This is a genomic window from Sphingomonas sp. (assembly GCF_017744835.1).
Taxonomy (GTDB): domain Bacteria; phylum Pseudomonadota; class Alphaproteobacteria; order Sphingomonadales; family Sphingomonadaceae; genus Sphingomonas.
On record NZ_JAGIAM010000001.1, the window covers coordinates 1,120,169 to 1,141,681 of the forward strand.

The window sequence follows — 21,513 nt, forward strand, 5'->3', positions numbered from 1 at the left end:
GAGAATTTGTCCGATTCCGTGCGCCAGCTCGCCGGCCTGCGGGGCCTCGCCGCGCTCGCGGTTGTGCTGCACCACGCGACGGTGACGGTCTCCCACGGCGCGCGCGGCCTCCCCGGGCAGATCTTCGTGGACCTTTTCTTTGTACTGTCGGGCTATGTGATGTGCCTGGCCTATATGCGCGCCGCCGACCGGCCGATCCGCTGGCACGCCTTTGCCGCGGCCCGCTTCGCACGGCTCTATCCACTGCATCTCTTCACGGCCGCAACCGCCGCTCTCGTCACGGTCCTGCTGCCGCCTTCGGGCGAGGCGGCACCGGTCTGGCTCGACGCGCCGCAGCTGGTCAAGGAGCTCACGCTGACCATGGCCTTTCCCTGGCACGGCCAGGCCGGGGCAGTGAACGCGCCGGCCTGGTCGATCAGCGTCGAATGGTGGACCTATTTCCTGGTCTTTCCGGTCCTGTCGGTGGTCCTGCCCCGGGTTCGGCGTTGGCTGCTCCCCCTGCTCTTCCTCGGCGGGCCGGCGCTGCTCGTGGCGATAGCGCTGTCGAGCAAGGGCCTGTGGATCGTCGGAGGCATCGCCTTTGCCCGCGCCGCGACCGGTTTTGCCGCGGGGGTCGCGGTCTGCCTGTTCGCGCGCGGGACGAAGCGGCGGCCGAGCGCGTTGTTCACCGATCTTCTCTGCGCAGCCGTGTTCGGCCTGATCTATCTCTGGTCGATCGCAGTGGGCAACGACGCCTGGTTCCTGGCGCCCGCATTCCCGCTGCTGATCTGGGCCCTGGCCGAAGGTGAGCCAGCGAGCCTCTGGCAGCGCGCCCTGGCGAGCGGCCCGGTCGTGTTCCTAGGGGCGATTTCCTATTCGATCTACCTCGACCACCCGATCATCGTGATGCTGCTCGCCCATGCCGACCCGTTTGGCGTCGTCCGCAGCGACGTGCCGATGTGCCTGACGACGGTAGTGCTGACGCTGCCCGTCGCCGCCTTGACCTGGCGCTGGATCGAGTGCCCCGCCCAACGGACGCTGCGCGGGGCTGCGACGCGAAGCACGCCGGCCCCGGCAGCGCCGCCTCCCCGGGGAGAAGCCGCCGCCGTGGCTGGCCGCTAAAGCCTAGACGTCCAGATTCGCCACGCTCAGCGCGTTTTCCTGAATGAATTCGCGGCGCGGCTCGACGACATCCCCCATCAGCTGCGTGAAGATCGCGTCGGCGACATCGGCCTGGTCGATCTGGACCACCAGCATCGAGCGGTTCTGCGGGTCGAGCGTGGTTTCCCACAGCTGCTCCGCATTCATCTCGCCCAGCCCCTTGTAGCGTTGGATCGATAGGCCCTTGCGGCCGGCCGCGAGGATCGCGTCGAGCAGCTGCGAGGGGCGCGATACCAGTGCCTCGCCCTTGCCGACGGTGATCGCCTCGGCCTCTTCGCCGTCCTCAAGCGCCGCCGCGGCCTCGGCTTCGGTCGCCGGGATCGCCTTGGAGGGGACGAGCTTGGAGGGCACGAGATAGCTCGGCGCCTGCTCGGCGGCGAGCGCGTGGAGCTTGCGCGCCTCGGCCGAGACGAGGAAGCTCGCCTCGACGATGTGGTGGTCGGTCACGCCGCGCCACAGCCGCTCGAAATGATAGCCGCCGTCCTCGGTGACGCGCACGCTCCAGCGCGCCTCGGCATCGGCGGCGTCGAGCCGCGTCGCGACTGTCGCCAGCCGCTCGGCGCGTACTTCGCGCGTCGCCTCGGGATCGAGCGCGCCGCCCAGCGCCAGCGCTTCGATGATCGAGGGATCGTAGCGCCGCGGCACATAGCGCATGAGGGTGCGCATGCGGCGCGCATGCTCGACCAGGTCGCGCAGGTCGTCGCCGCTGCGCGTGCCGCCGGCGGTCTCGAGTATGTTTCCGCCGACGCCCGCGTCGACCAGATACTGGTCGAGCGCCGCATCGTCCTTCAGATACACTTCGGAGCGGCCCTTGCTCGCTTTGTAGAGCGGCGGCTGGGCGATGTAGAGGTGCCCCGCCTGGATGATCTCGGGCATCTGCCGGTAGAAGAAAGTCAGCAGCAGCGTGCGGATGTGCGCGCCGTCCACGTCGGCGTCGGTCATGATGACGATCTTGTGGTACCTGAGCTTCTCCAGGTTGAAGTCGTCGCGGCCGATGCCGGTACCCATCGCCTGGATCAGCGTGCCGATCTCGCGGCTCGACAGCATCCGGTCGAAGCGGGCGCGCTCGACGTTGAGGATCTTGCCGCGAAGCGGGAGGATCGCCTGGAAATGGCGGTCGCGGCCCTGCTTGGCCGAGCCGCCGGCCGAGTCACCCTCGACCAGGAAGAGCTCGGACTTGGCGGGATCGCGCTCCTGGCAGTCGGCGAGCTTGCCGGGGAGCGAGGCGATGTCCATCACGCCCTTCCGCCGGGTGAGCTCGCGCGCCTTCTTGGCGGCCTCGCGCGCGGCGGCGGCGTCGATCACCTTCTGGATGATCTGGCGCGCGACCGCGGGGTTCTCCTCGAGCCACTCCGCCAGCTTGTCGGCCATCAGGCTTTCGAGCGGCTGGCGCACTTCGGACGAGACCAGCTTGTCCTTGGTCTGCGAGCTGAACTTCGGGTCCGGCAGCTTGACCGAGACGATCGCGGTCAGCCCCTCGCGCATGTCGTCGCCGGTGAGGGTGACCTTCTCCTTCTTCAGCGCGCCCGACTTGTCCGCATAATTGTTGATCGTGCGGGTCAGCGCCGCGCGGAACGCCGCCAAGTGCGTGCCGCCGTCGCGCTGCGGGATGTTGTTGGTGAAGCAGAGGACGTTCTCGTAATAGGAGTCGTTCCACTCCAGCGCGACGTCGATCGTCACGTCGTCGCGCGTGCCCGAGATCGCGACCGGATCGGGCATCAGCGCCTGCTTGTTGCGGTCGAGCCACTTCACGAAGGCCGCGATGCCGCCCTCGTAGAACAGCTCGATTTCCTTCACCTCCTCGTGCCGCGCGTCGCGCAGCACCAGCCGCACGCCCGAGTTGAGGAAGGCGAGCTCGCGATAGCGATGCTCGAGCTTGTCGAAGTCGTACTCGATCTGGTTCTTGAAGGTGCCGCCGTCGCCCGGCGTCTTCTCGGTCGAGGCGAGGAAGGTCACGCGCGTGCCCTTCTTGCCCTCGGGCGCCGGCCCGATGACCTTGAGCGGCGCGGTGGCGTCGCCATAGGCGAAGCGCATGTAATGCTCCTCGCCGTCGCGCCAGATGTTGAGGTCGAGCCACTCGGAGAGCGCGTTGACCACCGACACGCCCACGCCGTGCAGGCCGCCCGAGACCTTGTAGGCATTGTCGTCGCTGGTGTTCTCGAACTTACCGCCGGCGTGGAGCTGGGTCATGATGACCTCGGCCGCGGAGACGCCTTCCTCGGGGTGGATGCCGGTGGGAATGCCGCGGCCATTGTCCTCGACCGAGACCGAACCGTCGGGGTTGAGCGTGATCAGGATCAGGTCGCAGTGGCCGGCGAGCGCCTCGTCGATCGCATTGTCCGAGACCTCGAACACCATGTGGTGGAGGCCCGAGCCGTCGTCGGTGTCGCCGATGTACATGCCGGGGCGTTTGCGGACTGCGTCCAGCCCCTTGAGGACCTTGATCGATTCTGCGCCGTAGGAATTCGTCGAGGGAGTATCTGCCATGCCCAGCATATAGGGTCCGCCGCCGCGGAACGGAAGCAAAATAGGGCGCTTGGGGAGGGCATCGGAAGGTGGGGAGCTTCTGTTGCCCGGCGCTCCCCGTGCCGCTGGAATCCCCTTCTGTTGCCCGGTGGGGTCCGACCGCGCATTTTAGTCTAACCTTGGGCCGTTAAGCCGTAGGGTTAGGCCGCAATAGCGAGTGCTTCGTTATCGTTGGCACTTGTGTGATGGACCGTCACAGTGGCCCACGCTGAGAGATGGATGGCGCTTTTCAACACACGTCGATCCTGGTTCGGCCCCGTCAGAAACGGTGTCCAGATACACCACCATTTATGGTGGAGCCGCCGGGTACTGCCCCCGGGTCCGCTGCATCTATTGCACGCCTTCGTTTATCCCCATAGCCGGGTAAAACCCGGCGAGACCCTATATAGGGTGCTCCGCGATTAATGAAAAGGTCAGGCTGGCGCGGCTAGAAGCTGTGCCATCGATGTCACGGCCCCGCTTAAATGTTTCTACGGGGTTCACAGTGCGGCAAAGCCTTGGCATGAGAGGTGCATCATGTTGACGCAGCGTTCCCGCTACGCACTTCGCGCGATGCTCTTCCTCGCCGCGCAGCCCGCCAGCGGTGCGCCGATGCCGATGGGCCGTATCGCGACCGAGGCGAATGTGCCGCGCAAGTTCCTCGAGCTGATCCTCGCGGACCTGCGCGAGGCCGGCTTCCTGCTCTCCACGCGCGGCAAGATGGGCGGCTACCGCCTGGCGCGCCCGTCGCACCTCATCTCGCTCGGCGAGATCATCCGCGTGATCGAGGGGCCGCTCGCGCTCGTCCCCTGCGTCAGCCGCACCGCCTATCGCCCCTGCAACGACTGCAAGGACGAGGCGACCTGCGCGATCCGCCACGCGATGGCGCGCGTGCGCGACGAGACCGCGCGCATCCTCGACGGCACCAGCCTCGCCGATGCCGTCGCCGAGGATCTCGCCGCGGCCTGAGCCTCAGCTCCGCCGCGCGCGCAGCTCGTCGCGGATCTCGCGCAGCAGAACCACGTCTTCGGCTTCCGCCGCCGCCGCTTCCTTGGCGCGCAGCACCGTGCGGTTCACGAACCGCACCAGCAGGAAGATGATGAAGGCCAGGATCAGGAAGTTGATCACCACCGTCACGAACTGGCCGAAGCCGAGCAGCGGCACGCCCGACGCCTTGAGCGCGGCATAGTTGGTCGGCGATCCGGCATAGCCCGCGGGCACCGGCCCGAGGCGGATGAAATAGCTCGAGAAATCGAGCCCGCCGAACAGCGCGCCGACGATCGGCATGATGATGTCGTCGGTCAGCGATTTGGTGATGTTGCCGAAGGCGGCGCCGATGATCACGCCCACCGCCAGGTCGATCACATTGCCGCGCGCGATGAAAGTGCGGAACTCGCTCCACATGGTCCAGTCTCCCTCGAAACCACAGCCATCGTTACGCTGATGTCCGAATTCGCTTTCGGACACCAGTGTGATTGCCGTATAAAACACCCATCGATGGACCTGGAGGATCATCCCCGATGAAGTTTCGTGCCGCGATCGCGCTCGTCTCCGCCGTGCTGCTTTCGGCCTGCGGGCTCAACAGCATCCCCACTGCCGAGGAGAACGCCAAGGCGCGCTGGGCCGATGTCCAGACCAACTATCAGCGCCGCGCCGACCTGATCCCCAACCTGGTCGCGACGGTGAAGGGCGCCGCCAGCTCGGAGAGCCAGATCCTGAGGGACGTGACCGAGGCCCGCGCCCGCGCGACGCAGCTCCAGGTGAGCGGCGACGACCTCAAGGACCCGGCGAAGATGTCGGCGTTCAACGAGGCGCAGAACCGCGTCAGCCTGACGCTCCAGCGGCTGCAGGAAGCCTATCCGCAGCTCCAGAGCCAGGAGAATTTCCGCACGCTGATGAGCCAGATCGAAGGCACCGAGAACCGCATCGCGATCGCGGTGCGCGACTATAACGCCGCGGTGCAGGCCTATAACACGCGCATCCGCACCTTCCCCGACGCGATCGGCGCCAAGGTCTTCTACGGCGCCCAGCCGATCACGCCCTTCCAGGCCCAGGCCGGCGCCGAGCGCGCGCCGACGGTGGACTTCGGGAACGGCAGCTGATCGCGAGAGGCGCCCGGGAGGCGGACATGACTCTCCACCGCTGGCTTTTCCTGCTGCTGGCAGGCGTGCTGCTGCTCGCCCTGCCGGCGCGGGCGCAGCCGACATTCCCCAAGCTCGAAGGCCGCGTGGTCGACGCCGCCAACCTGCTCTCGCCCGAGCAGGAGGCGGAGCTCACCACGCTTTCGCAGTCGATCGAACAGGCCTCGTCGCGCCAGTTCGTCGTGACCACCATCCCCGACCTCCAGGGCTATGACATCGCGGATTACGGCTACCAGCTCGGCCGCGCCTGGGGGATCGGGCAGAAGGAGGCGAACAACGGCATCCTCCTGATCGTCGCACCCAACGAGCGCCGAGTGCGGATCGAAGTGGGCTACGGCCTCGAGCCGATCATGACCGATGCGCTGTCGAACCAGATCGTCAACGACACCATCCTTCCCAAATTCCGCGCCGGCGACATGCCCGGCGGGATCATGGCCGGCGCGCAGGCGATCGGCGAGCAGATGAAGCTGCCGCTCGAAGCCGCGGAGGCGCGCGCGCAGCAGGCCACCCAGGCGGCCGCCAAGCCGCACGCCGCGTCGCGCGGCGGCGGGCGGGTCCCCTGGGGCCTGGTCTTCTGGGGCGTCGTGTTCCTTTTCGTGATCCTGCCGATGTTCGCCAACGGCGCGCGGCGCGGCCGGCGTTATCGCGGCGGCGGCGGCGCCTGGCCGATCGTCCTGTGGAGCATCGCCAACGAGATGAGCCGCGATTCGCACCGCGGCAGCGGCTGGGGCGGCGGCTCCGATTGGGGTGGCGGAGGCGGTTGGGGCGGAGGCGGCGGCGGCTTCTCGGGCGGCGGCGGATCGTTCGGGGGCGGTGGCGCCTCGGGGGGCTGGTGAGATGCGGTTGAGCCCAGAGGATCATGAACGCGTGACCGCGGCCGTCACTGCCGCCGAGCTCCACACCGATGGCGAGATCGTCACCGTCGTCGCGCGCAGCTCGGATTCCTATCACGACGTCGCGCTGCACTGGGCCGTGCTGGCGATGCTGCTGGTGCTCGCGCTGCTCGCCTGGCAGCCGGTGCCCGCCGAATGGCTCCACGCGCGGCTGGTCGACGGCTGGTCGGAGACGCCGCCGGGCTGGTACCTCGCCTTCGCGCTGCTGCTGATGGTGGTGACCTTCCTCGTCGTGCGCTTCGCCTTCGCCTGGGACGCGCTGCGGATGGCGGCGACTCCGGCAGCGACCAAGACCCGCCGCGTCGGCCGCCGCGCGCTCGGCCTGTTCCGCGCCGCGGCGGAGAAGCGCACCAAGGCCTCGACCGGGGTGCTGCTCTACCTCAGCCTCGCCGAGCACCGCGCCGAGATCATCGCCGACGAATCGATCCATTCCAGGGTCGCGCCCGAAGTGTGGGGCGATGCGATGGCCGCGCTGATCGCGGCAGTGAAGGACGGCCGCCCCGGCGACGGCATGGCCGACGCCGTCGCGCGGATCGGCGCCGTGCTCGCCGAGCATTTCCCGCGCAGCGAAGGCGACACGAACGAGCTTCCCGACCGGCTGATCGTGCTTTAGGTCGCCCCGCATGACCGACGAACCCGTGGAAGTCGCCTGGGAAGGCAAGTGGATCGTGGCCAAGCGCCAGGGCCGTTGGGAATATGTCTCGCGCGCCCGCGGCATCCAGGCAGCGGTGATCCTCGCGATCGATGCCGAGGACCATGTCCTGCTCGTCGACCAGTATCGCGTGCCGCTCGGCCGGCGCTGTCTCGAGCTACCCGCCGGGCTGATCGGCGACGAGCATGACGGCGACACCGCGCTCCTCGCCGCGCGGCGCGAGCTGGAGGAGGAGACCGGCTATCATTGCGAGACGGTCGAGGAGCTCGGCTATTTCCACTCCTCCCCCGGCATGGTCAGCGAAGGCTTCACGCTCGTTCGCGCCACCGGGCTCACCCGTATCGGCGCGGGCGGCGGCACGGCCGACGAAGACATCAACGTCCACCGCGTCGCGCTCGAGGACGTGCCTGCCTTCGTGGCGGCGCGCCGTGCCGAGGGCTTCGCGGTGGACGTGAAGCTGCTGCTGCTGCTCGCCCAGTCGTTCCTGGGCTGAGCCGCGGCGTCAGGCGACCAGGAACGTCACCGCCAGCGTCACGCGCCATTCGGCAACCTTGCCGTCGCGGACCACACCCTTGGTGTCCTTCACCCAGACGCCTTCGATGTTGTTGATCGTCTCGGCGACCTTTGCGACGCCGCTCTGGACGGCGTCCTCGATTCCGGCGGACGAAGCGGAAACGATCTCGATGGTCTTGGCAACTGCCATGACTTGCTCCTTCGCTGCCCCCGCGCCGCGATAGCATCGCACGGGGGTGGGCAAGTCAATCGGGCCGGCGTGGAGTTTACCGGAAGTTATCCGCGTAGGCCTGGAGCTTCAGCTTGCGCGCCGGCGCCGGGACGATGTGATAGGCATAGCCTTCGCGCTCGGCATGCGCCTTCGCCGCCTCGAGCGTAGGGAAGGCGATGCGGACCTGGTTCGACGTCTCGCCGCCGCCGTTCCAGCCGGTGAGCGGGTCCGGGCGCTGCCCGAACGCAGGCTCGAACTCGAGTACCCATTGATCGGTGCGGGCGCGGCCCGACTGCATCGCGTTCTTGGGACGCTGAAAGATGCGCGCGGTCTTCAACTTATGGTCTCCAATCGATCGTCAAATCCCCTAGCGCGGAGTCGCGTTCCTTGCATCGGCTTTTTTGGTCCTGAGCGTCGCCGAGGCGGCGGCGGGATCGTCCGGCCAGGGGTGCCTGGGATAGCGCCCGCGCATTTCCTTGGCGACCGCGGCCCAGCTTCCCTTCCAGAAGCCCGGCAGATCGCGCGTCGTCTGGATCGGACGGCCGGCGGGCGAAGTGAGGCTGAGCACCAGCGGTGTGCCGTCGCCGAGCAGCGGATGCCGGTCGAGCCCGAACAGCGCCTGGACACGCACTTCCACCGTCGGCCCGCCCTCGGCGCCATAGTCGATCGCATAGCTCGAGCCCTCGGGGGTCTCGAAGCGCGCCGGGGCGAGCCGGTCGAGCGCCTTTTGCCCGTCCCAGCCGAGCAAATTGTTGAGTGCGCCCGTCAATCCCTCGACTGAGTCGAGCCGGCGCTTGCCCGCAAGCAGCGGGGGCAGCCATTCGTCGAGCGTGGCGATCAGCTTCTCGTCCGAGAGCAGGTCGTTGCCGGCATAGGCGGCGCGGGTCCGCAGCGCGCGGGCGGTCTCGGACCAGGGAAGCAGGTCGAGCCCGTGCGTGCGCACGCCTTCGAGCAGCGCCGATTCGATCTCGGCGGGCGAGGCCGCCGAATCGCTTCCGCTCGACAGCCGGATCGCGCCGAGCCGGCGTTCGCGCAGCGCTTCGATGCGCCCGGAGGCGGGATCGAAGCGCACGGTCCGGCGCGTCTCGATCCGCTCGGCGAACAGCGATTCGACCGTGGCGGCGTCGATCTGCGCTGCGGAGAGGATGCGCGCGCCCGACGCCATGCCCTGCGTCTCCGCCACCGCGAGCCATTCGGCGCGCGCGAGGCTGGAGGTAGGATCGAGCTTGAACCCCCGCCCACCGGCCGACGCCCAGGTCTCGCCGGAGGAGTCGCGCCGCTTCGCGATGCGATCGGGGAAGGCCAGCGCGATGCACGCGGCGACGTCCTCAGAGCCCTCTCCCCTCCGGGGAGAGGGTTGGGAGAGGGGCAGTGCGGAGAGTTCGTGGCTCGTCCCCCTCTCCCCGACCCTCTCCCCGGAGGCGAGAGGGAGAAGCTTACTCCACCGCTCCGCCAGCCGCCGGGCCCCCTCGGCCCGCTGCCCGCGCTCGCTACGCCAGCGTCGCATGCGCAGCTCCAAGTCCGGATCGTTCCCGCCCAGCCCGCGCTCGCCGAGCAGCACCGCCACTTCGGCCGCGGTCCTCGCCAGGCCCATCTCGCCCGCGCGCACCAGCATATGGCCGAGCCGCGGCGGCAGCGGCAGCCGGGCGATCGCCTTGCCATGTTCGGTCGGCCGCCCGTCGGCGTCGAGCGCTTCGAGTGCGGTCAGCCGCGCGCGCGCCTCGGCGATCGCAGCCTCGGGCGGCGGGTCGAGCCAGGCCAGGCTGCGCGGATCGGCGACGCCCCACAGCGCGCAGTCGAGCATCAGCGCCGAGAGATCGGCCTCCAATATTTCGGGCGGGTCGAAGCGCGGCAGCCCCGCGGTCGCCGCTTCCTCCCACAGCCGATAGGCCACGCCCGGTCCCTGGCGCGCGGCGCGGCCGGCGCGCTGCGTCACTGCCGCCTGGCTTGCGCGCTCGGTGACCAGCCGAGTCATCCCCGCCGCGCGATCGTAGCGCGGGCGCCGCGCCAGCCCCGAATCGACCACCACCCGGATGCCGTCGAGCGTCAGCGAAGTCTCGGCGATCGACGTCGCGAGCACGATCTTCCGGCGTCCCTCGGGATCGGGCGCGATCGCCGCGCGCTGCGCGCCGGGCTCCAGGCTGCCGTGGAGCCGATGGAGCACTGCGCCGGGAATCTCCCCGAGCCGCTCGGCGGTCCGCTCGATTTCGGCGACGCCCGGCAGGAAGGCGAGCACGCCGCCCTCCGCCTCGCGCAGCGCGGTGCGCACCGCACCCGCCACCGAATCCTCGATCCGTGCCTCCGCCGCGCGGCCGAGGTAGCGCAGCTCGAGCGGATGGCTGCGGCCTTCGCTCTCCACCACTGGAGAATCGCCCATCAGCGCCGAAAAGCGCACCCCGTCGAGCGTCGCCGACATCGCGACCAGCCGCAGGTCCGGCCGCAGCGCCGCCTGCGCGTCGAGCGCCAGCGCCAGCCCGAAATCGCTGTCGAGGCTGCGCTCATGGACTTCGTCGAACAGCACTGCCGAGACCCCGGCGAGCTCGGGATCGGCCTGGATGCGATTGACGAAGATGCCTTCGGTCACCACCGTCACCCGCGTCGCGGCCGATCGCTTGCTGTCCATCCGCGTCGCATAGCCGAAGGTCCGGCCCACCGGCTCCTGCGCCAGCGCCGCCATCCGCTCCGCCGCCGCCCGCGCCGCGAGGCGCCGTGGGGAAAGCAGCACTATCTCGCCCGTGCACCAGGGCTCGTCGAGCAGCGCCGGCGCGACGGCGGTGGTCTTGCCCGCCCCCGGCGGCGCCACCAGCACGGCGTTGCTGCTCTCGCGCAGCGCGGCGAGCAATCGGGGCAAAACGGCGCGGATCGGCAGAGTGTCGGTCATTCCGCGCAACCAATTCCCCAAGTCCGTGTTGGGCGCAATCGAGGCAAGGAGCACGGCGACATGGCGAAGACCCTGGCACAGTTCACCATCACCCCCGACGGCGAAGGCGATTACACTCTCCACCTCGAGGACGAGGACGGCGAGACGCTCGAATTTCTCGCCAGCTACGAGCAGCTCGACCTGATCGTCGAGGCGATCGAGGAGCAGCTCGACAGCGACGAGGAGGACATCCTCGCGGTCGACGAGGACGAGGACGAAGACGAAGAGGAATAAGGCGCCCTATAACGCCCGGATCGCGTCGAAGCCTCCCGGCCAGAGCGCGTCCTCGATCGAATCGCCGATCATCGCGATCACCGCGAGGATCAGCATCAGCCCGATGAGATCGACCAGCACCACCGCTGCCCAGGCGACATAGGGGTGGAAGGGCCCGACCCGATCATAGCCGTCCGGCAGCGGGTCGCGCGAGTCGAGCATCAATAGGCGCGGGCGACCGCGAACTCGACGGCCTCGACCATCGCGTCCTTCGCGGCGCCCGAGGCGAAGCTGCCCAGCGCGTCGATCGCGCGCTGGCCATAGTGGCGCGCCCGCGCCAGCGTGTCGTCGACCGCGCGGCTGTCGCGCACCAGCCGGATCGCCTCGGCGAAATCCTCCTCGGTCACGCTCCGTCCGGCGATCGCATCCTTCCAGAACGCGCGCGCGCCTTCGTCGCCGCGGGCATAGGCGAGGATCACCGGCAGCGTCATCTTGCCCTCGCGGAAGTCGTCCCCCGCGTCCTTGCCCATCGTCGAGGCGTCCGAGACATAGTCGATCGCATCGTCGACGAGCTGGAAGGCGATGCCGAGGTTGCGGCCATAGGCGTCGAGCGCGGCTTCCTCGGCCTCCGAACGCTCGGCCACCACTGCGGCGATCCGGCACGCGGCGGCGAACAGCGCGGCGGTCTTGGCGCCGATGATGTCGAGATAGCGCTCCTCGGAAAGGTCGATCCGGCGCACCGCGGTGAGCTGGTTGACTTCGCCCTCGGCGATCACCGCGCTGGCGTTCGACAGGATCTTGAGCACCTTCAGGCTGCGGTCCTCGACCATCAGCTCGAACGCGCGGCTGAACAGGAAGTCGCCGACGAGCACGCTCGCGGGGTTGCCCCAGATGATGTTGGCGGTGCGCTTGCCGCGGCGCAGGTCCGAGCTGTCGACCACGTCGTCATGGAGCAGCGTCGCGGTGTGGATGAACTCCACCGCGGCCGCGAGCTTGTGGTGCCGCGCGCCCGAATAGCCGAGCAGCCGCGCGCTCGCGAGCGTGAGCATCGGCCGCATCCGCTTGCCGCCGCCCGCGATCAGATGCCCGGCGAGCTCGGGGATCAGCGGAATGTCCGACTGCATCCGGTCGAGGATCACCGCATTGACCAGGTTCAGGTCGTGCGCCACCAGCGAAAGCATCGGTTCCAGCGAAGGCTCGGGCCGGGACCCCAAGCGATGGATGGTGGCGCTCATGGGCTGCGCTCTGGCGCTTGGGCGCGGCAAAGGCAAGCCCAAGGGGTTGCCTGAATGGGCGGCGCGGGCGAAAGGGGCCGCGGGAGGACCCATGGCCGACGAGACGCTTACCCGCTACCGCCAGAGCATCGACAATATCGATGCCGCGCTGATCCACATGCTGGCCGAGCGCTTCAAGGTCACCCAGGCGGTGGGCGCCTATAAGGCCACCCACGGCCTGCCGCCAGCCGATCCGGGCCGCGAGGAGGCGCAGATCGCGCGGCTGCGGGCGCTCGCCAAGGACGCCGATCTCGACCCCGAATTCTCCGAGAAGTTCCTGCGCTTCATCATCAATGAGGTGATCCGCCACCACGAGCGGCTGCAGAGCGGAACAGGATCGGCGTAGCGCCGTTGCGTCAGGGCATTCCTGGGGGAGCTGCCTTGGCCGACGATTATCTGATCTTCCGTCCCGACGATGTCGATCTGAGCCGTTCGCCGCTGCGCGGGTCGGTGCACGAGCCCACGCATGTGCTCGGTGCCTTCAACCCCGGCTTCGCCCGGCTCCCCAACGGCAATCTGCTGCTGATGGTCCGTGTCGCCGAGGCGCTGTCCGAGCCGGTGCAGGGCGATTGCGCCCGCGCGATCCGCTGGACGCCCGATGGCTATGTGCTCGATCGCCATCCGCTCCACGGCATCCATATGGACGACCCGCGCCAGTTCGCGCTCAAGGACCGCAACCCGCGCCTGCTCGGCCTCACCTCGCTGTCCTGGCTGTTGCCCGTAGAGGTCAGCCGCGACGCGTACGAGATCGTGAAGATCCATTACGACAAGGCGATCGCCCCTTCCGCGAGCTTCCTCGAATATGGCGTCGAGGACGCGCGGATCAGCCTGGTCGGCGGAAGCTGGTGGATGACGGTGTGCGGCGTCTCGGCCGAGCGGCACTGCACCGCCATGTACCATTCGGTGAACGGGCTCGACTACAAGCTGCTCGGGGTGGTGCTCGACCACCAGAACAAGGACATGATCCTGTTCGAGGGCAAGGTCGGCGGCAAGTACATGGCGCTCACCCGGCCGCTGGGCGAAGTCTATTTCGCATACCCCGAGGATTCGCCCTGGCTCGGCGGCCCGTCGATCAACTTCGCGCAATCCCCCGACGGCCTCCACTGGAAGCCGCTCGACCAGCCCGGCATCCGCGCACGCAAGGGGACCAGCTCCACGCAGCGGATCGGCGGCGGCAGCCAGCCGGTGCTGACGCCCGAGGGCTGGATGCTGATCTACCACGGCGTCGAGAAGAAGGACGCGGTCGGCATCTACCGCAGCTTCTGGGCGCTGCTCGACAAGGACGACCCCTCGCAGATCCTGCGGCTGGAGGACGAGGCGCCGCTGCTCGAGGCCAACCCCGCGCTCACCGCCGACATCGCGCACCAGATGTACCTGCCCACGCCGGTCGTCTTCACCACGGGGATCGCCGACGCAGGCGATCACTATATCCTCGCGGGCGGCGAGGCCGATCTCGCCTGCCGCATCACCCATCTGCCGAAGGAGCGCTTCCGGTGAGGGGAGCTACTGTCGAATTCCCCTTCCGCTTGCGGGAGGGGTTAGGGGAGGGGCTGTACGCCACCTGCTCCCAATCGCTCGCGAATATCCCCTCCCCCGACCCCTCCCGCAAGCGGAAGGTGTGCGCAGACGGAGAGGGGGCGCTGCCATGACCGAACCGCTCTGGTGGCAGAAGGGCGCGATCTACCAGATCTACCCGCGCTCCTTTCAGGATTCGAACGGCGGCGGCATCGGCACGCTCAGGGGGATCGAGAACCGCCTCGACGCGCTGGTCGATCTCGGCGTCGACGCGGTCTGGATCTCGCCCATCTATCCCTCGCCGCTCGCCGACTTCGGCTATGACGTCGCCGATTACTGCGGCATCGACCCGAGCTTCGGCACGCTCGAGGATTTCGATTCGCTCCTCGACGCCACGCACGCCCGCGGGCTCAAGCTGTTGCTCGACTTCGTCCCCAACCATTCGTCGAGCGAGCATCCCTGGTTCAAGGAGAGCCGGTCCTCGCGCGAAAATCCGAAGCGCGACTGGTACATCTGGCGCGATCCCGCCCCCGACGGCGGCCCGCCCAACAACTGGATCAGCGACTTCGGCGGCTCGGCCTGGGAGTGGGACGAGGCCAGCGGCCAATATTACTACCACGCCTTCCTCAAGGAGCAGCCCGACCTCAACTGGCGCAACCCCGAGGTGCGCCAGGCGATGATGGACGTGCTGCGCTTCTGGTTCGATCGCGGCGTCGACGGCTTCCGCATCGACGTGCTGTGGCACATGATCAAGCACGCCGAATTCCCCGACAATCCGCCCAACCCCGCCTACACGCCGGCGATGGGCGCGATGCACCAGGTGCTCCAGCTCCATTCGACCGACCAGCCCGAAGTGCACGGCATCGCCGCCGACATGCGTCGCGTCGCCGATGCCTATCCGGGCCGCGTGCTGGTGGGGGAGATCTACCTGCCCGTCGAACGGCTGATGCATTATTACGGCCGCGGCGAGCCCGAGGTGCACCTGCCCTTCAATTTCCAGCTTATCGAGGCGCCTTGGGAGGCGCGGACGCTCGCCGGGCTGATCGCCGACTACGAGGCGGCGCTGCCCGCCGGAGGCTGGCCCAACTGGGTGCTCGGCAACCATGATCGCCCCCGCGCCGCGACGCGCTTCGGCCCCCGCCAGGCGCGGATCGCGGCGATGCTGCTGCTCACGCTGCGGGGGACCCCGACGATCTATTATGGCGACGAGCTGGGCCTCGAGGACGTCCCGATCCCGCCGGACCAGGTGCAGGACCCGCGCGAGCTCCGCGAGCCCGGGCTCGGCCTCGGCCGCGATCCCGTGCGCACCCCCATGGCCTGGGACACCAGCGCAAACGCCGGCTTCACCGGCGGCGCGCCCTGGCTGCCGCTCCATCCCGACTGGCAGGTCCGCAACGTCGCCGCCGAGCGCGAGGACCCCCGGTCGATGTGGCGGCTCTACCACGACCTGCTGGAGCTGCGGCACGCGCACCCCGCGCTGTCGATCGGCGACTGGCTGCCGGTCGAATGCTCGGACGCGCTTCTCGCCTATGAGCGCCGCTGCGGCGCCGAGCGGATGCTGGTGGTGCTCAATCTCAGCGATCGCCCCCAGTCCTTCGCCATCCCCGAATGGGCGGAGGGGCTCTCGGTGCTCCTCGCCGCGCAGGGCGGCCGCGACCCCGCCATTCTCGGACCCGACGAAGGCCTGATCCTCGGATGAAGATTGCAATGCTGGCGCCGATCGCGTGGCGCACGCCTCCACGCCACTATGGCCCCTGGGAACTGGTCACCAGCCTGCTCACCGAAGCATTGGTCGCGCGCGGAATCGACGTGACGCTCTTCGCGACGCAGGATTCGGTCACCGCCGGCACGCTCGCCGGCGTGGTGCCGCGCGGCTATGAGGAAGACGGCGCGATCGACGCCAAGGTGTGGGAATATGCCCATCTCGCCCATGTCTTCGAGCGCGCGCACGAATTCGACCTGATCCACAACCAGGCCGATTTCCCCGCCCATGCTTTTTCGCGGCTGGTGACGACGCCGATGGTGACGACCATCCACGGCTTCTCGTCCGAGCGCATCCTGCCGATGTACAAGCCGTACCAGGGCCGCGTGCACTATGTCGCGATCTCGGACGCCGACCGGCACCCGAGCCTCGACTATGCCGCGACGATCCATCACGGCATCCGCCTGGACGAATTCCGCTTCGACCCGGCCGGCGGCGAGGACTTGCTCTTCTTCGGCCGCATGCATCCCGACAAGGGCGCCGCCGAGGCGATTCAGGTCGCCAAGGCCACCGGCCGCAACCTCGATCTCTACGGCATCGTCCAGGACCAGGGCTATTTCGACCGCGACGTCGCCCCGCACGTCGACGGGAAGCAGATCCGCTATCACGGCCCCGTCGGCGGCGAGGCGCGGATCAGGGCGCTGGGCGGCGCCAGCGCGCTGCTCCATTTGATCAACTTCGACGAGCCCTTCGGCCTTTCGGTGATCGAGGCGATGGCCTGCGGCACGCCCGTCATCGCGATCGACCGCGGCAGCATGCCCGAGCTGATCGACCACGGCCGCACCGGCTTCCTCGTCCCTTCGGTCGGCGAAGCGATCGCCGCGCTCGCCCAGGTCGAGACCATCGATCGCAGGGCGTGCCGGCAGGCAGTGGAGGAACGCTTTACCGTCGAAGCAATGGCGGACAAATATATCCGCCTCTACGAGCGGATATTGCGCGGGGCCTAGCGCGCAAGCCCCCGGCGGTACCCCGGCGAAGGCCGGGGCCCAGTATCGAGCCGCTTGGATGCGTAGGAGACCCGCTCGAAGGACATCGCAGCTGGGCCCCGGCCTTCGCCGGGGTACTGAACGTCGATTACCCCCCAAACGCCGGCTGATAGGCGTAGAGCCCCGGCGTACCCCCGGTCATCACGAACAGCACGTCGCCGGTAAAGCGCCCCTCGGCGAGCCCCGCGAGCACGCCGGCGAACGCCTTGCCGCTATATACCGGATCGATCAGCAGCCCCTCGCGCCGCGCCATCAGCCGCACCGCGGCGAGCATCGCCTCGGTCGGAATGCCATAGGCCTCTCCGCGCTGCGAACCGTCGATCCGGATCGCATCGGCGTCCAGCGCTTCGCCGCCGAGCAGCGCCAGCGTCGCCTTGGCCAGCGCCAGCGTGCCGCGCTCGGCCTCGGCCAGCTCGGCGAGCACGGTGAACGACAGCACGCGCCGCGGATCGTCGCCCGCCGCCGCCATGCCCGCCGCCAGCCCGGCGTGCGTGCCGTGGCTGCCGTTGGCGACCACGATCGTGCCGAAGCTCAGGCCGAGCTCGGCTTCCTGCGCCCGGATCTCCGCCGCGCACGAGGCATAGCCGAGCGCGCCGACCGGCGAGGACCCGCCCGCGCCGACGACATAGGGCTTGCGGCCTTCAGCGCGCAGCTGCCCGGCGCGATCATGCGCGGCAGCCAGCGCATCGGTGCCGCGCGGCAGGTGGTGGACCTTCGCGCCGAACAGCCCGTCGAGCAGCTGGTTGCCATTGTACAGATAGGCCGGGTCCTCGCGCGGCACGGTGTCGGTCAGCATCAGCTCGGCCGCGAGCCCCGTCCGCGCCGCGGCGGCCGCGCTCAGCCTCGCGTGGTTGGACTGGCGCGCGCCGGTGGTGACGAAGGTGTCGCACCCCTGGTCGATCGCCGCGCCGAGCAGGAACTCGAGCTTGCGCAGCTTGTTGCCGCCGCCGCCCAGCCCCATCAGATCGTCGCGCTTCACGAACAGCCGCGCGCCGCTCAGCCCCAGCGCGGCCTCGACGCGTTCGAGCCGCTGGATCGGAGTGGGCGCGTCGAAAAGGCGCGTGCGGGCAAAGCTGTCGAGGCGGTTGATCATTGGAGTCCTGCGGTGTGCTGCGATGGCACTGCATCAGGGCGGTTCGGGCCTCTGTAAAGCAGGTTCTGCGTGGGGCCGGGGACGGTGTGGGACCGGGTTGCAAAGTAGGATTTCGTCTGGTCCCCTGCCCGAGGACCCAGGTCCCGCTCTTTGAACCATCGAAGACCGGACGCGCGGCTGCGCAACGATATTCCGTCGCGGGGAAATTTTATGTCACGATTCGCGGGAAAAGTGGGAAGCTAGGCCCGAAACGCTATTCCGCCGCGAGCAGCGACTCGGCCCCGCCCAGGTCAACGCTCACCAGCCGGCTCACCCCGCGCTCGACCATGGTCACGCCGAACAGCCGGTGCATGCGGCTCATCGTCGCGGCATTGTGCGTGACGATCAGGTAGCGCGTCGCGGTCTCCTGCGTCATCCGTTCGAGCAGGTCGCAGAAGCGCTCCACGTTCGCATCGTCGAGCGGCGCATCGACTTCGTCGAGCACGCAGATCGGCGCGGGCTTGGTGAGGAACAGCGCGAAGATCAGCGCGACGGCGGTCAGCGCCTGCTCGCCGCCCGAAAGCAGAGTGAGCGACTGGAGCTTCTTGCCCGGCGGCTGGGCCATGATCTCGAGCCCGGCTTCGAGCGGGTCGTCCGAATCGACGAGCTGGAGATGCGCCTGGCCGCCGTTGAACAGCGTGGTGAACAGCCCGCGGAAATGCTGGTCGACTGCCTCGAACGCGGCGAGCAGCCGCTGGCGCCCCTCGCGGTTCAGCGTGCCGATCGAGCCGCGCAGCCGATTGACGGCCTGGGCCAGCTCGTCGCGCTCCTGCGCGTTGGTCGTGAATGCCGCCTCGAGCTCGGCCAGCTCGGCCTCGGCGACGAGGTTCACGGGGCCGATCCGCTCGCGCTCGGCGCTGAGCTTCTCGTGCGCGGCCGATTCGTCCTGCGGGGTACGGACGCTCGCGGCATCGAACCCGGCCTTTTCGGGGAGCAGGGGCGGCGGGCATTCGAAGCGCTCGCCCGAGAGCCGGCCCATCTCGATCCGCCGCGCCTCCTGGTTCTCGGCGCGCGCGACCGCGCCGGCGCGCGCCTCGCGGGCCTGGGCCAGCGCCTCGTTGGCGGCGCGGACGTCGCCTTCGGTGGCCCGCAGCGCGCCTTCGGCCTGCGTCTCGGCCGCCTGCGCCGTCGCCGATTCGGTGCGGGCGTTGTCGGTCGCTGCCTCGGCCTCGGTCACTTGCGCGTCGAGCGCGGCGGGCTTTTCGGCGATCGCCGCGCTCTCTTCGGCGAGCTGCGTCGCGCGCTTGTCCATCTCTGCCGATCGCCGCGCCGCCTCGCCAGCGCGCGACTTCCAGCTCCGGCTCTCGGCCTCGGCCGCCGCCAACCGCTCACGCGCGCTGGCGATCTCGCGTTCGAGCCCGCCGCGCTCGGCCCGCGCCGTCGCCACCGCCGCGCGGCGGCCCTCGGCCTCGGTCGAGAGCGCCGCCACCCGGGCGCGCGTCGCGCTGCCGTCGGGGAGGGCGGCCTTGGCGGCCTCGGCGCGCGCCAGCTCGGCCGCTGCCTCCTCCTGCTCGGCGGCGACCCGGCGGACGCGGCCCTCCAGGTCGGCGCGCTGCGATTCGAGCCGTTCGAGCTGCGCCGTCGCGCGGTCCTCGGCCCGCCCCGCCTCGCGGCCGGCGTTTTCGGCATGGTCGAGCAGCTTGCGCGAATCCCCCGCCGCGCGCCGCGCCTCGGCGATCGCTTCGTCGATCCGCGCGAGCTCGGCATCGGCGGCATCGACCGCGCGCACCGCTGCCGGCCGCGCCTTCTCGATCGCCGCGAGCCGATTGACTCGCTGGAGCCGCTCGGCCGCCGCCGCGCCGCCCGAGCGCGCGACATAGCCGTCCCAGCGCCGCAGCACGCCGCCAAGCGTCACCAGCCGCTGGCCGACCGCGAGCGGCTGGCCGCCGTCGCTCTCGGTCACCAGCACCTGCGCCAGCCGGCGCGCGAGCGCGGGCGGGGCAGTGACATGGCCCGCAAGCGGCGTGGTGCCGGCAGGTGCCGCCGGGTCGCCCGGCTGGGGCGCGGCGCCGGCCCAATGGCGTTCGGCGCTCGCGTCGAGCCCGGCTTCGAGATCGTCGCCCAGCGCCGCGGCGAGCGCGCGCTCGTAGCCGGCGTCGACGCGCAGCTTGTCGAGCAGCCGGTCCTTGTCCGAGGGGCGCGTCGCCTTCGCCAGCGCGGCTGCCTCGCTGTCGAGCTGCGTCAGCTCGGCGTGCGCGGAGGAGCGTGCCGCCTGCGCCCTGTCACGCCCTTCGATCGCCGCCCGCTCGGCCGCGTCGGCGCGCGCGAGCCCGCTGCGCGCAGTCTCGGCCTGGCGCAGCGCCTCGGCGCGGGCGTTGGCGGCGCGGAGCTTCTCGGCCTTGAGCGGCTCGGGGTCGGCGAGCGCATGGAGCTCGGCATCGACGCGCGCCTTGTCGCGTGCCGCACGCTCGGCCCGCGTCCGCGCCGCTGCCAGCGCGGCCTCCGCCACCCGCGCGTCGGCGGCTTCGCTCGCCTGCGCCGCGAGCGCCTGCGCCAGCGCGACTTCGGCGTCCCGCGCCGCGCGCTCGGCATCGGCCAGCGCCGCGTCGAGCGTCGGCATGCGCGCCGTCGCTTCGGCGATCCGCGCGCCCAGCGCCTTGGCCTCCTCGGCCAGCCGCGCCAGCGCCTCGGCGGCGTCTCGCGCCAGCGCACCTTCGCGCGAGCGGTCGTCGGCGAGCCGCTGCTCGGCGTCCTTCAGTTCGGCGATCCGGCGCTCGACCGCGGCGCGCTCGCTCCGGAGCGTCGCCAGCCGGTGCATCGCCTCGGTCGCGCGGTCGCGCACCGCCAGCGCCGCGGCGCGCGCGCCGGCGAGCGTCTCGGCCGCCGCCTGCTGCTTCGCCGCCGCGGCGTCGTGCGCGGCGCTGCGCTCGGCGACCAGCACCTCGGCGGCCTGGGCTTCCTTCTTGGCGGCGTCGGCAGCCTCGGCGGCCTCGCGCCAGCGCGAGAAGATCATCCGCGCCTCGGCGACGCGGATCCGGTCCGAAAGCTCGCGATAGCGCTCGGCCTGGCGCGCCTGGCGCTTGAGCTGCGCGGCGCGCGTCTCCTGGTCGCCGATCACTTCGTCGAGCCGCGCGAGATTGGCCTCGGTCGCGCGCAGCTTCTGCTCGGCATCCTTGCGGCGGACGTGGAGGCCCGCGATCCCCGCGGCTTCCTCCAGCATCGCGCGGCGCTCGCCGGGCTTGGCCTGGATGATCGCGCCGATGCGCCCCTGGCTGACCAGCGCCGGCGAATGCGCGCCCGTCGCCGAATCGGCGAAGAGCAGCGACACGTCCTTGGCGCGCACGTCGCGCCCGTTGATCCGATAGGCCGAGCCCGCGCCGCGCTCGATCCGGCGGACGACTTCGAGCTCGTCGTCGTCGCCAACCTGCTCGGCCAGGATCGTGACTTCGGCGAAGTCGCGTGCCGGCCGCGTCGCGGTGCCGGCGAAGATCACGTCCTCCATGCCGCCGCCACGCAGCGACTTGGCGCTGTTCTCGCCCATCGCCCAGCGCAGCGCCTCGAGCAGGTTGGACTTTCCGCAGCCGTTGGGGCCGACGATGCCGGTCAGGCCCGGCTCGATTCGCAAGTCGGCCGGGTCGACGAAGCTCTTGAAGCCTGTCAGCCGCAGCCGCTTGATCTGCATCGCCGCGCCCCCAGCGGCCCCTAGGACCTCGAGC

20 protein-coding genes and 1 other RNA gene are annotated in these 21,513 nt (G+C 69.8%); 11 read left to right on the plus strand and 10 right to left on the minus strand.

Annotation, left to right across the window (positions count from 1 at the left end):
• The first annotated feature begins 6 nt into the window (after positions 1-6).
• Complete coding sequence (locus J7500_RS05390; RefSeq protein WP_294060477.1) at positions 7-1,101, plus strand: acyltransferase; 1,095 nt, start codon at positions 7-9, stop codon at positions 1,099-1,101.
• A 3-nt stretch (positions 1,102-1,104) separates the two neighbouring features.
• On the opposite strand, the gene gyrB is transcribed toward J7500_RS05390, so the two are convergent.
• Positions 1,105-3,627 carry a DNA topoisomerase (ATP-hydrolyzing) subunit B gene (gyrB, locus tag J7500_RS05395; RefSeq protein ID WP_294060478.1) on the minus strand — a complete coding sequence of 841 codons (2,523 nt, stop codon included), beginning with the start codon at positions 3,625-3,627 and terminating at the stop codon, positions 1,105-1,107.
• Between the two features lie 67 nt (positions 3,628-3,694).
• Positions 3,695-4,081, minus strand: a transfer-messenger RNA (tmRNA) gene (gene ssrA, locus J7500_RS05400).
• Positions 4,082-4,182: 101 nt separating this feature from the next.
• Here ssrA and J7500_RS05405 point away from each other — a divergent pair.
• The gene (locus J7500_RS05405) at positions 4,183-4,614 is read left to right on the plus strand and encodes an Rrf2 family transcriptional regulator (RefSeq protein WP_294060479.1); all 432 of its coding nucleotides are present in this window, start codon (positions 4,183-4,185) and stop codon (positions 4,612-4,614) included.
• Between the two features lie 3 nt (positions 4,615-4,617).
• On the opposite strand, the gene mscL is transcribed toward J7500_RS05405, so the two are convergent.
• Positions 4,618-5,049, minus strand: a complete 432-nt coding sequence (gene mscL / locus J7500_RS05410) for a large conductance mechanosensitive channel protein MscL (RefSeq protein WP_294060480.1) — start codon at positions 5,047-5,049, stop codon at positions 4,618-4,620.
• Positions 5,050-5,165: 116 nt separating this feature from the next.
• On the opposite strand from mscL, the gene J7500_RS05415 reads away from it, so the two are divergent.
• The 4 genes from J7500_RS05415 to J7500_RS05430 are packed head-to-tail and all read left to right on the plus strand — an operon-like array spanning position 5,166 to position 7,824.
• A complete protein-coding gene (locus J7500_RS05415) occupies positions 5,166-5,747 on the plus strand; it encodes a LemA family protein (protein WP_294060481.1) in 582 nt (193 codons plus the stop codon).
• Positions 5,748-5,773: 26 nt separating this feature from the next.
• Positions 5,774-6,622 (plus strand): YgcG family protein, encoded by an 849-nt coding sequence (locus J7500_RS05420; protein WP_294060482.1) that lies wholly within the window; start codon positions 5,774-5,776, stop codon positions 6,620-6,622.
• 1 nt (position 6,623) lies between these two features.
• Complete coding sequence (locus J7500_RS05425; protein ID WP_294060483.1) at positions 6,624-7,292, plus strand: hypothetical protein; 669 nt, start codon at positions 6,624-6,626, stop codon at positions 7,290-7,292.
• A gap of 10 nt (positions 7,293-7,302) precedes the next feature.
• The gene (locus tag J7500_RS05430) at positions 7,303-7,824 is read left to right on the plus strand and encodes an NUDIX hydrolase (protein WP_294060484.1); all 522 of its coding nucleotides are present in this window, start codon (positions 7,303-7,305) and stop codon (positions 7,822-7,824) included.
• A gap of 9 nt (positions 7,825-7,833) precedes the next feature.
• Here the strand turns inward: J7500_RS05430 and J7500_RS05435 are convergent, their stop codons facing one another.
• From J7500_RS05435 to hrpB, 3 genes are all read right to left on the minus strand, one after another.
• Complete coding sequence (locus J7500_RS05435) at positions 7,834-8,034, minus strand: dodecin family protein (RefSeq protein WP_294060485.1); 201 nt, start codon at positions 8,032-8,034, stop codon at positions 7,834-7,836.
• A 76-nt stretch (positions 8,035-8,110) separates the two neighbouring features.
• Positions 8,111-8,392: an ETC complex I subunit gene (locus J7500_RS05440; RefSeq protein ID WP_294060486.1), complete on the minus strand. Its 282-nt coding sequence runs from the start codon at positions 8,390-8,392 to the stop codon at positions 8,111-8,113.
• A 30-nt stretch (positions 8,393-8,422) separates the two neighbouring features.
• On the minus strand, positions 8,423-10,936 hold the full coding sequence (gene hrpB / locus J7500_RS05445) for an ATP-dependent helicase HrpB (RefSeq protein WP_294060487.1): 2,514 nt from the start codon (positions 10,934-10,936) through the stop codon (positions 8,423-8,425).
• Positions 10,937-10,996: 60 nt separating this feature from the next.
• Here hrpB and J7500_RS05450 point away from each other — a divergent pair, with 60 nt between their 5' ends.
• On the plus strand, positions 10,997-11,209 hold the full coding sequence (locus J7500_RS05450) for a hypothetical protein (protein ID WP_294060488.1): 213 nt from the start codon (positions 10,997-10,999) through the stop codon (positions 11,207-11,209).
• A gap of 6 nt (positions 11,210-11,215) precedes the next feature.
• Here the strand turns inward: J7500_RS05450 and J7500_RS05455 are convergent, their stop codons facing one another.
• A complete protein-coding gene (locus J7500_RS05455; RefSeq protein WP_294060490.1) occupies positions 11,216-11,410 on the minus strand; it encodes a hypothetical protein in 195 nt (64 codons plus the stop codon).
• Positions 11,410-12,423, minus strand: coding sequence for a polyprenyl synthetase family protein (locus J7500_RS05460; protein ID WP_294060491.1), 1,014 nt, complete (start codon positions 12,421-12,423; stop codon positions 11,410-11,412). Before J7500_RS05460 ends, J7500_RS05455 begins: the two co-directional genes overlap by 1 nt.
• A 91-nt stretch (positions 12,424-12,514) precedes the next feature.
• Between J7500_RS05460 and J7500_RS05465 the strand changes: the two genes are divergently transcribed.
• The 4 genes from J7500_RS05465 to J7500_RS05480 all read left to right on the plus strand — a co-directional run bounded on the left by J7500_RS05465 (position 12,515) and on the right by J7500_RS05480 (position 16,686).
• Entirely contained in the window at positions 12,515-12,808 is a 294-nt protein-coding gene (locus tag J7500_RS05465; protein ID WP_294060492.1) for a chorismate mutase, read from the plus strand.
• A gap of 35 nt (positions 12,809-12,843) precedes the next feature.
• Entirely contained in the window at positions 12,844-13,959 is a 1,116-nt protein-coding gene (locus J7500_RS05470) for a glycosidase (protein WP_294060493.1), read from the plus strand.
• A 148-nt stretch (positions 13,960-14,107) separates the two neighbouring features.
• On the plus strand, positions 14,108-15,676 hold the full coding sequence (locus J7500_RS05475; protein WP_294060495.1) for an alpha-amylase family glycosyl hydrolase: 1,569 nt from the start codon (positions 14,108-14,110) through the stop codon (positions 15,674-15,676).
• Positions 15,673-16,686 (plus strand): glycosyltransferase family 4 protein, encoded by a 1,014-nt coding sequence (locus J7500_RS05480; RefSeq protein WP_294060497.1) that lies wholly within the window; start codon positions 15,673-15,675, stop codon positions 16,684-16,686. The genes J7500_RS05475 and J7500_RS05480 overlap by 4 nt, the downstream gene beginning before the upstream one ends.
• A gap of 127 nt (positions 16,687-16,813) precedes the next feature.
• Here the strand turns inward: J7500_RS05480 and J7500_RS05485 are convergent, their stop codons facing one another.
• Both J7500_RS05485 and smc read right to left on the minus strand, forming a co-directional pair.
• A complete protein-coding gene (locus J7500_RS05485; protein ID WP_294060498.1) occupies positions 16,814-17,818 on the minus strand; it encodes a D-cysteine desulfhydrase family protein in 1,005 nt (334 codons plus the stop codon).
• 253 nt (positions 17,819-18,071) lie between these two features.
• Entirely contained in the window at positions 18,072-21,479 is a 3,408-nt protein-coding gene (smc, locus tag J7500_RS05490) for a chromosome segregation protein SMC (protein WP_294060499.1), read from the minus strand.
• Positions 21,480-21,513 lie beyond the last annotated feature (34 nt).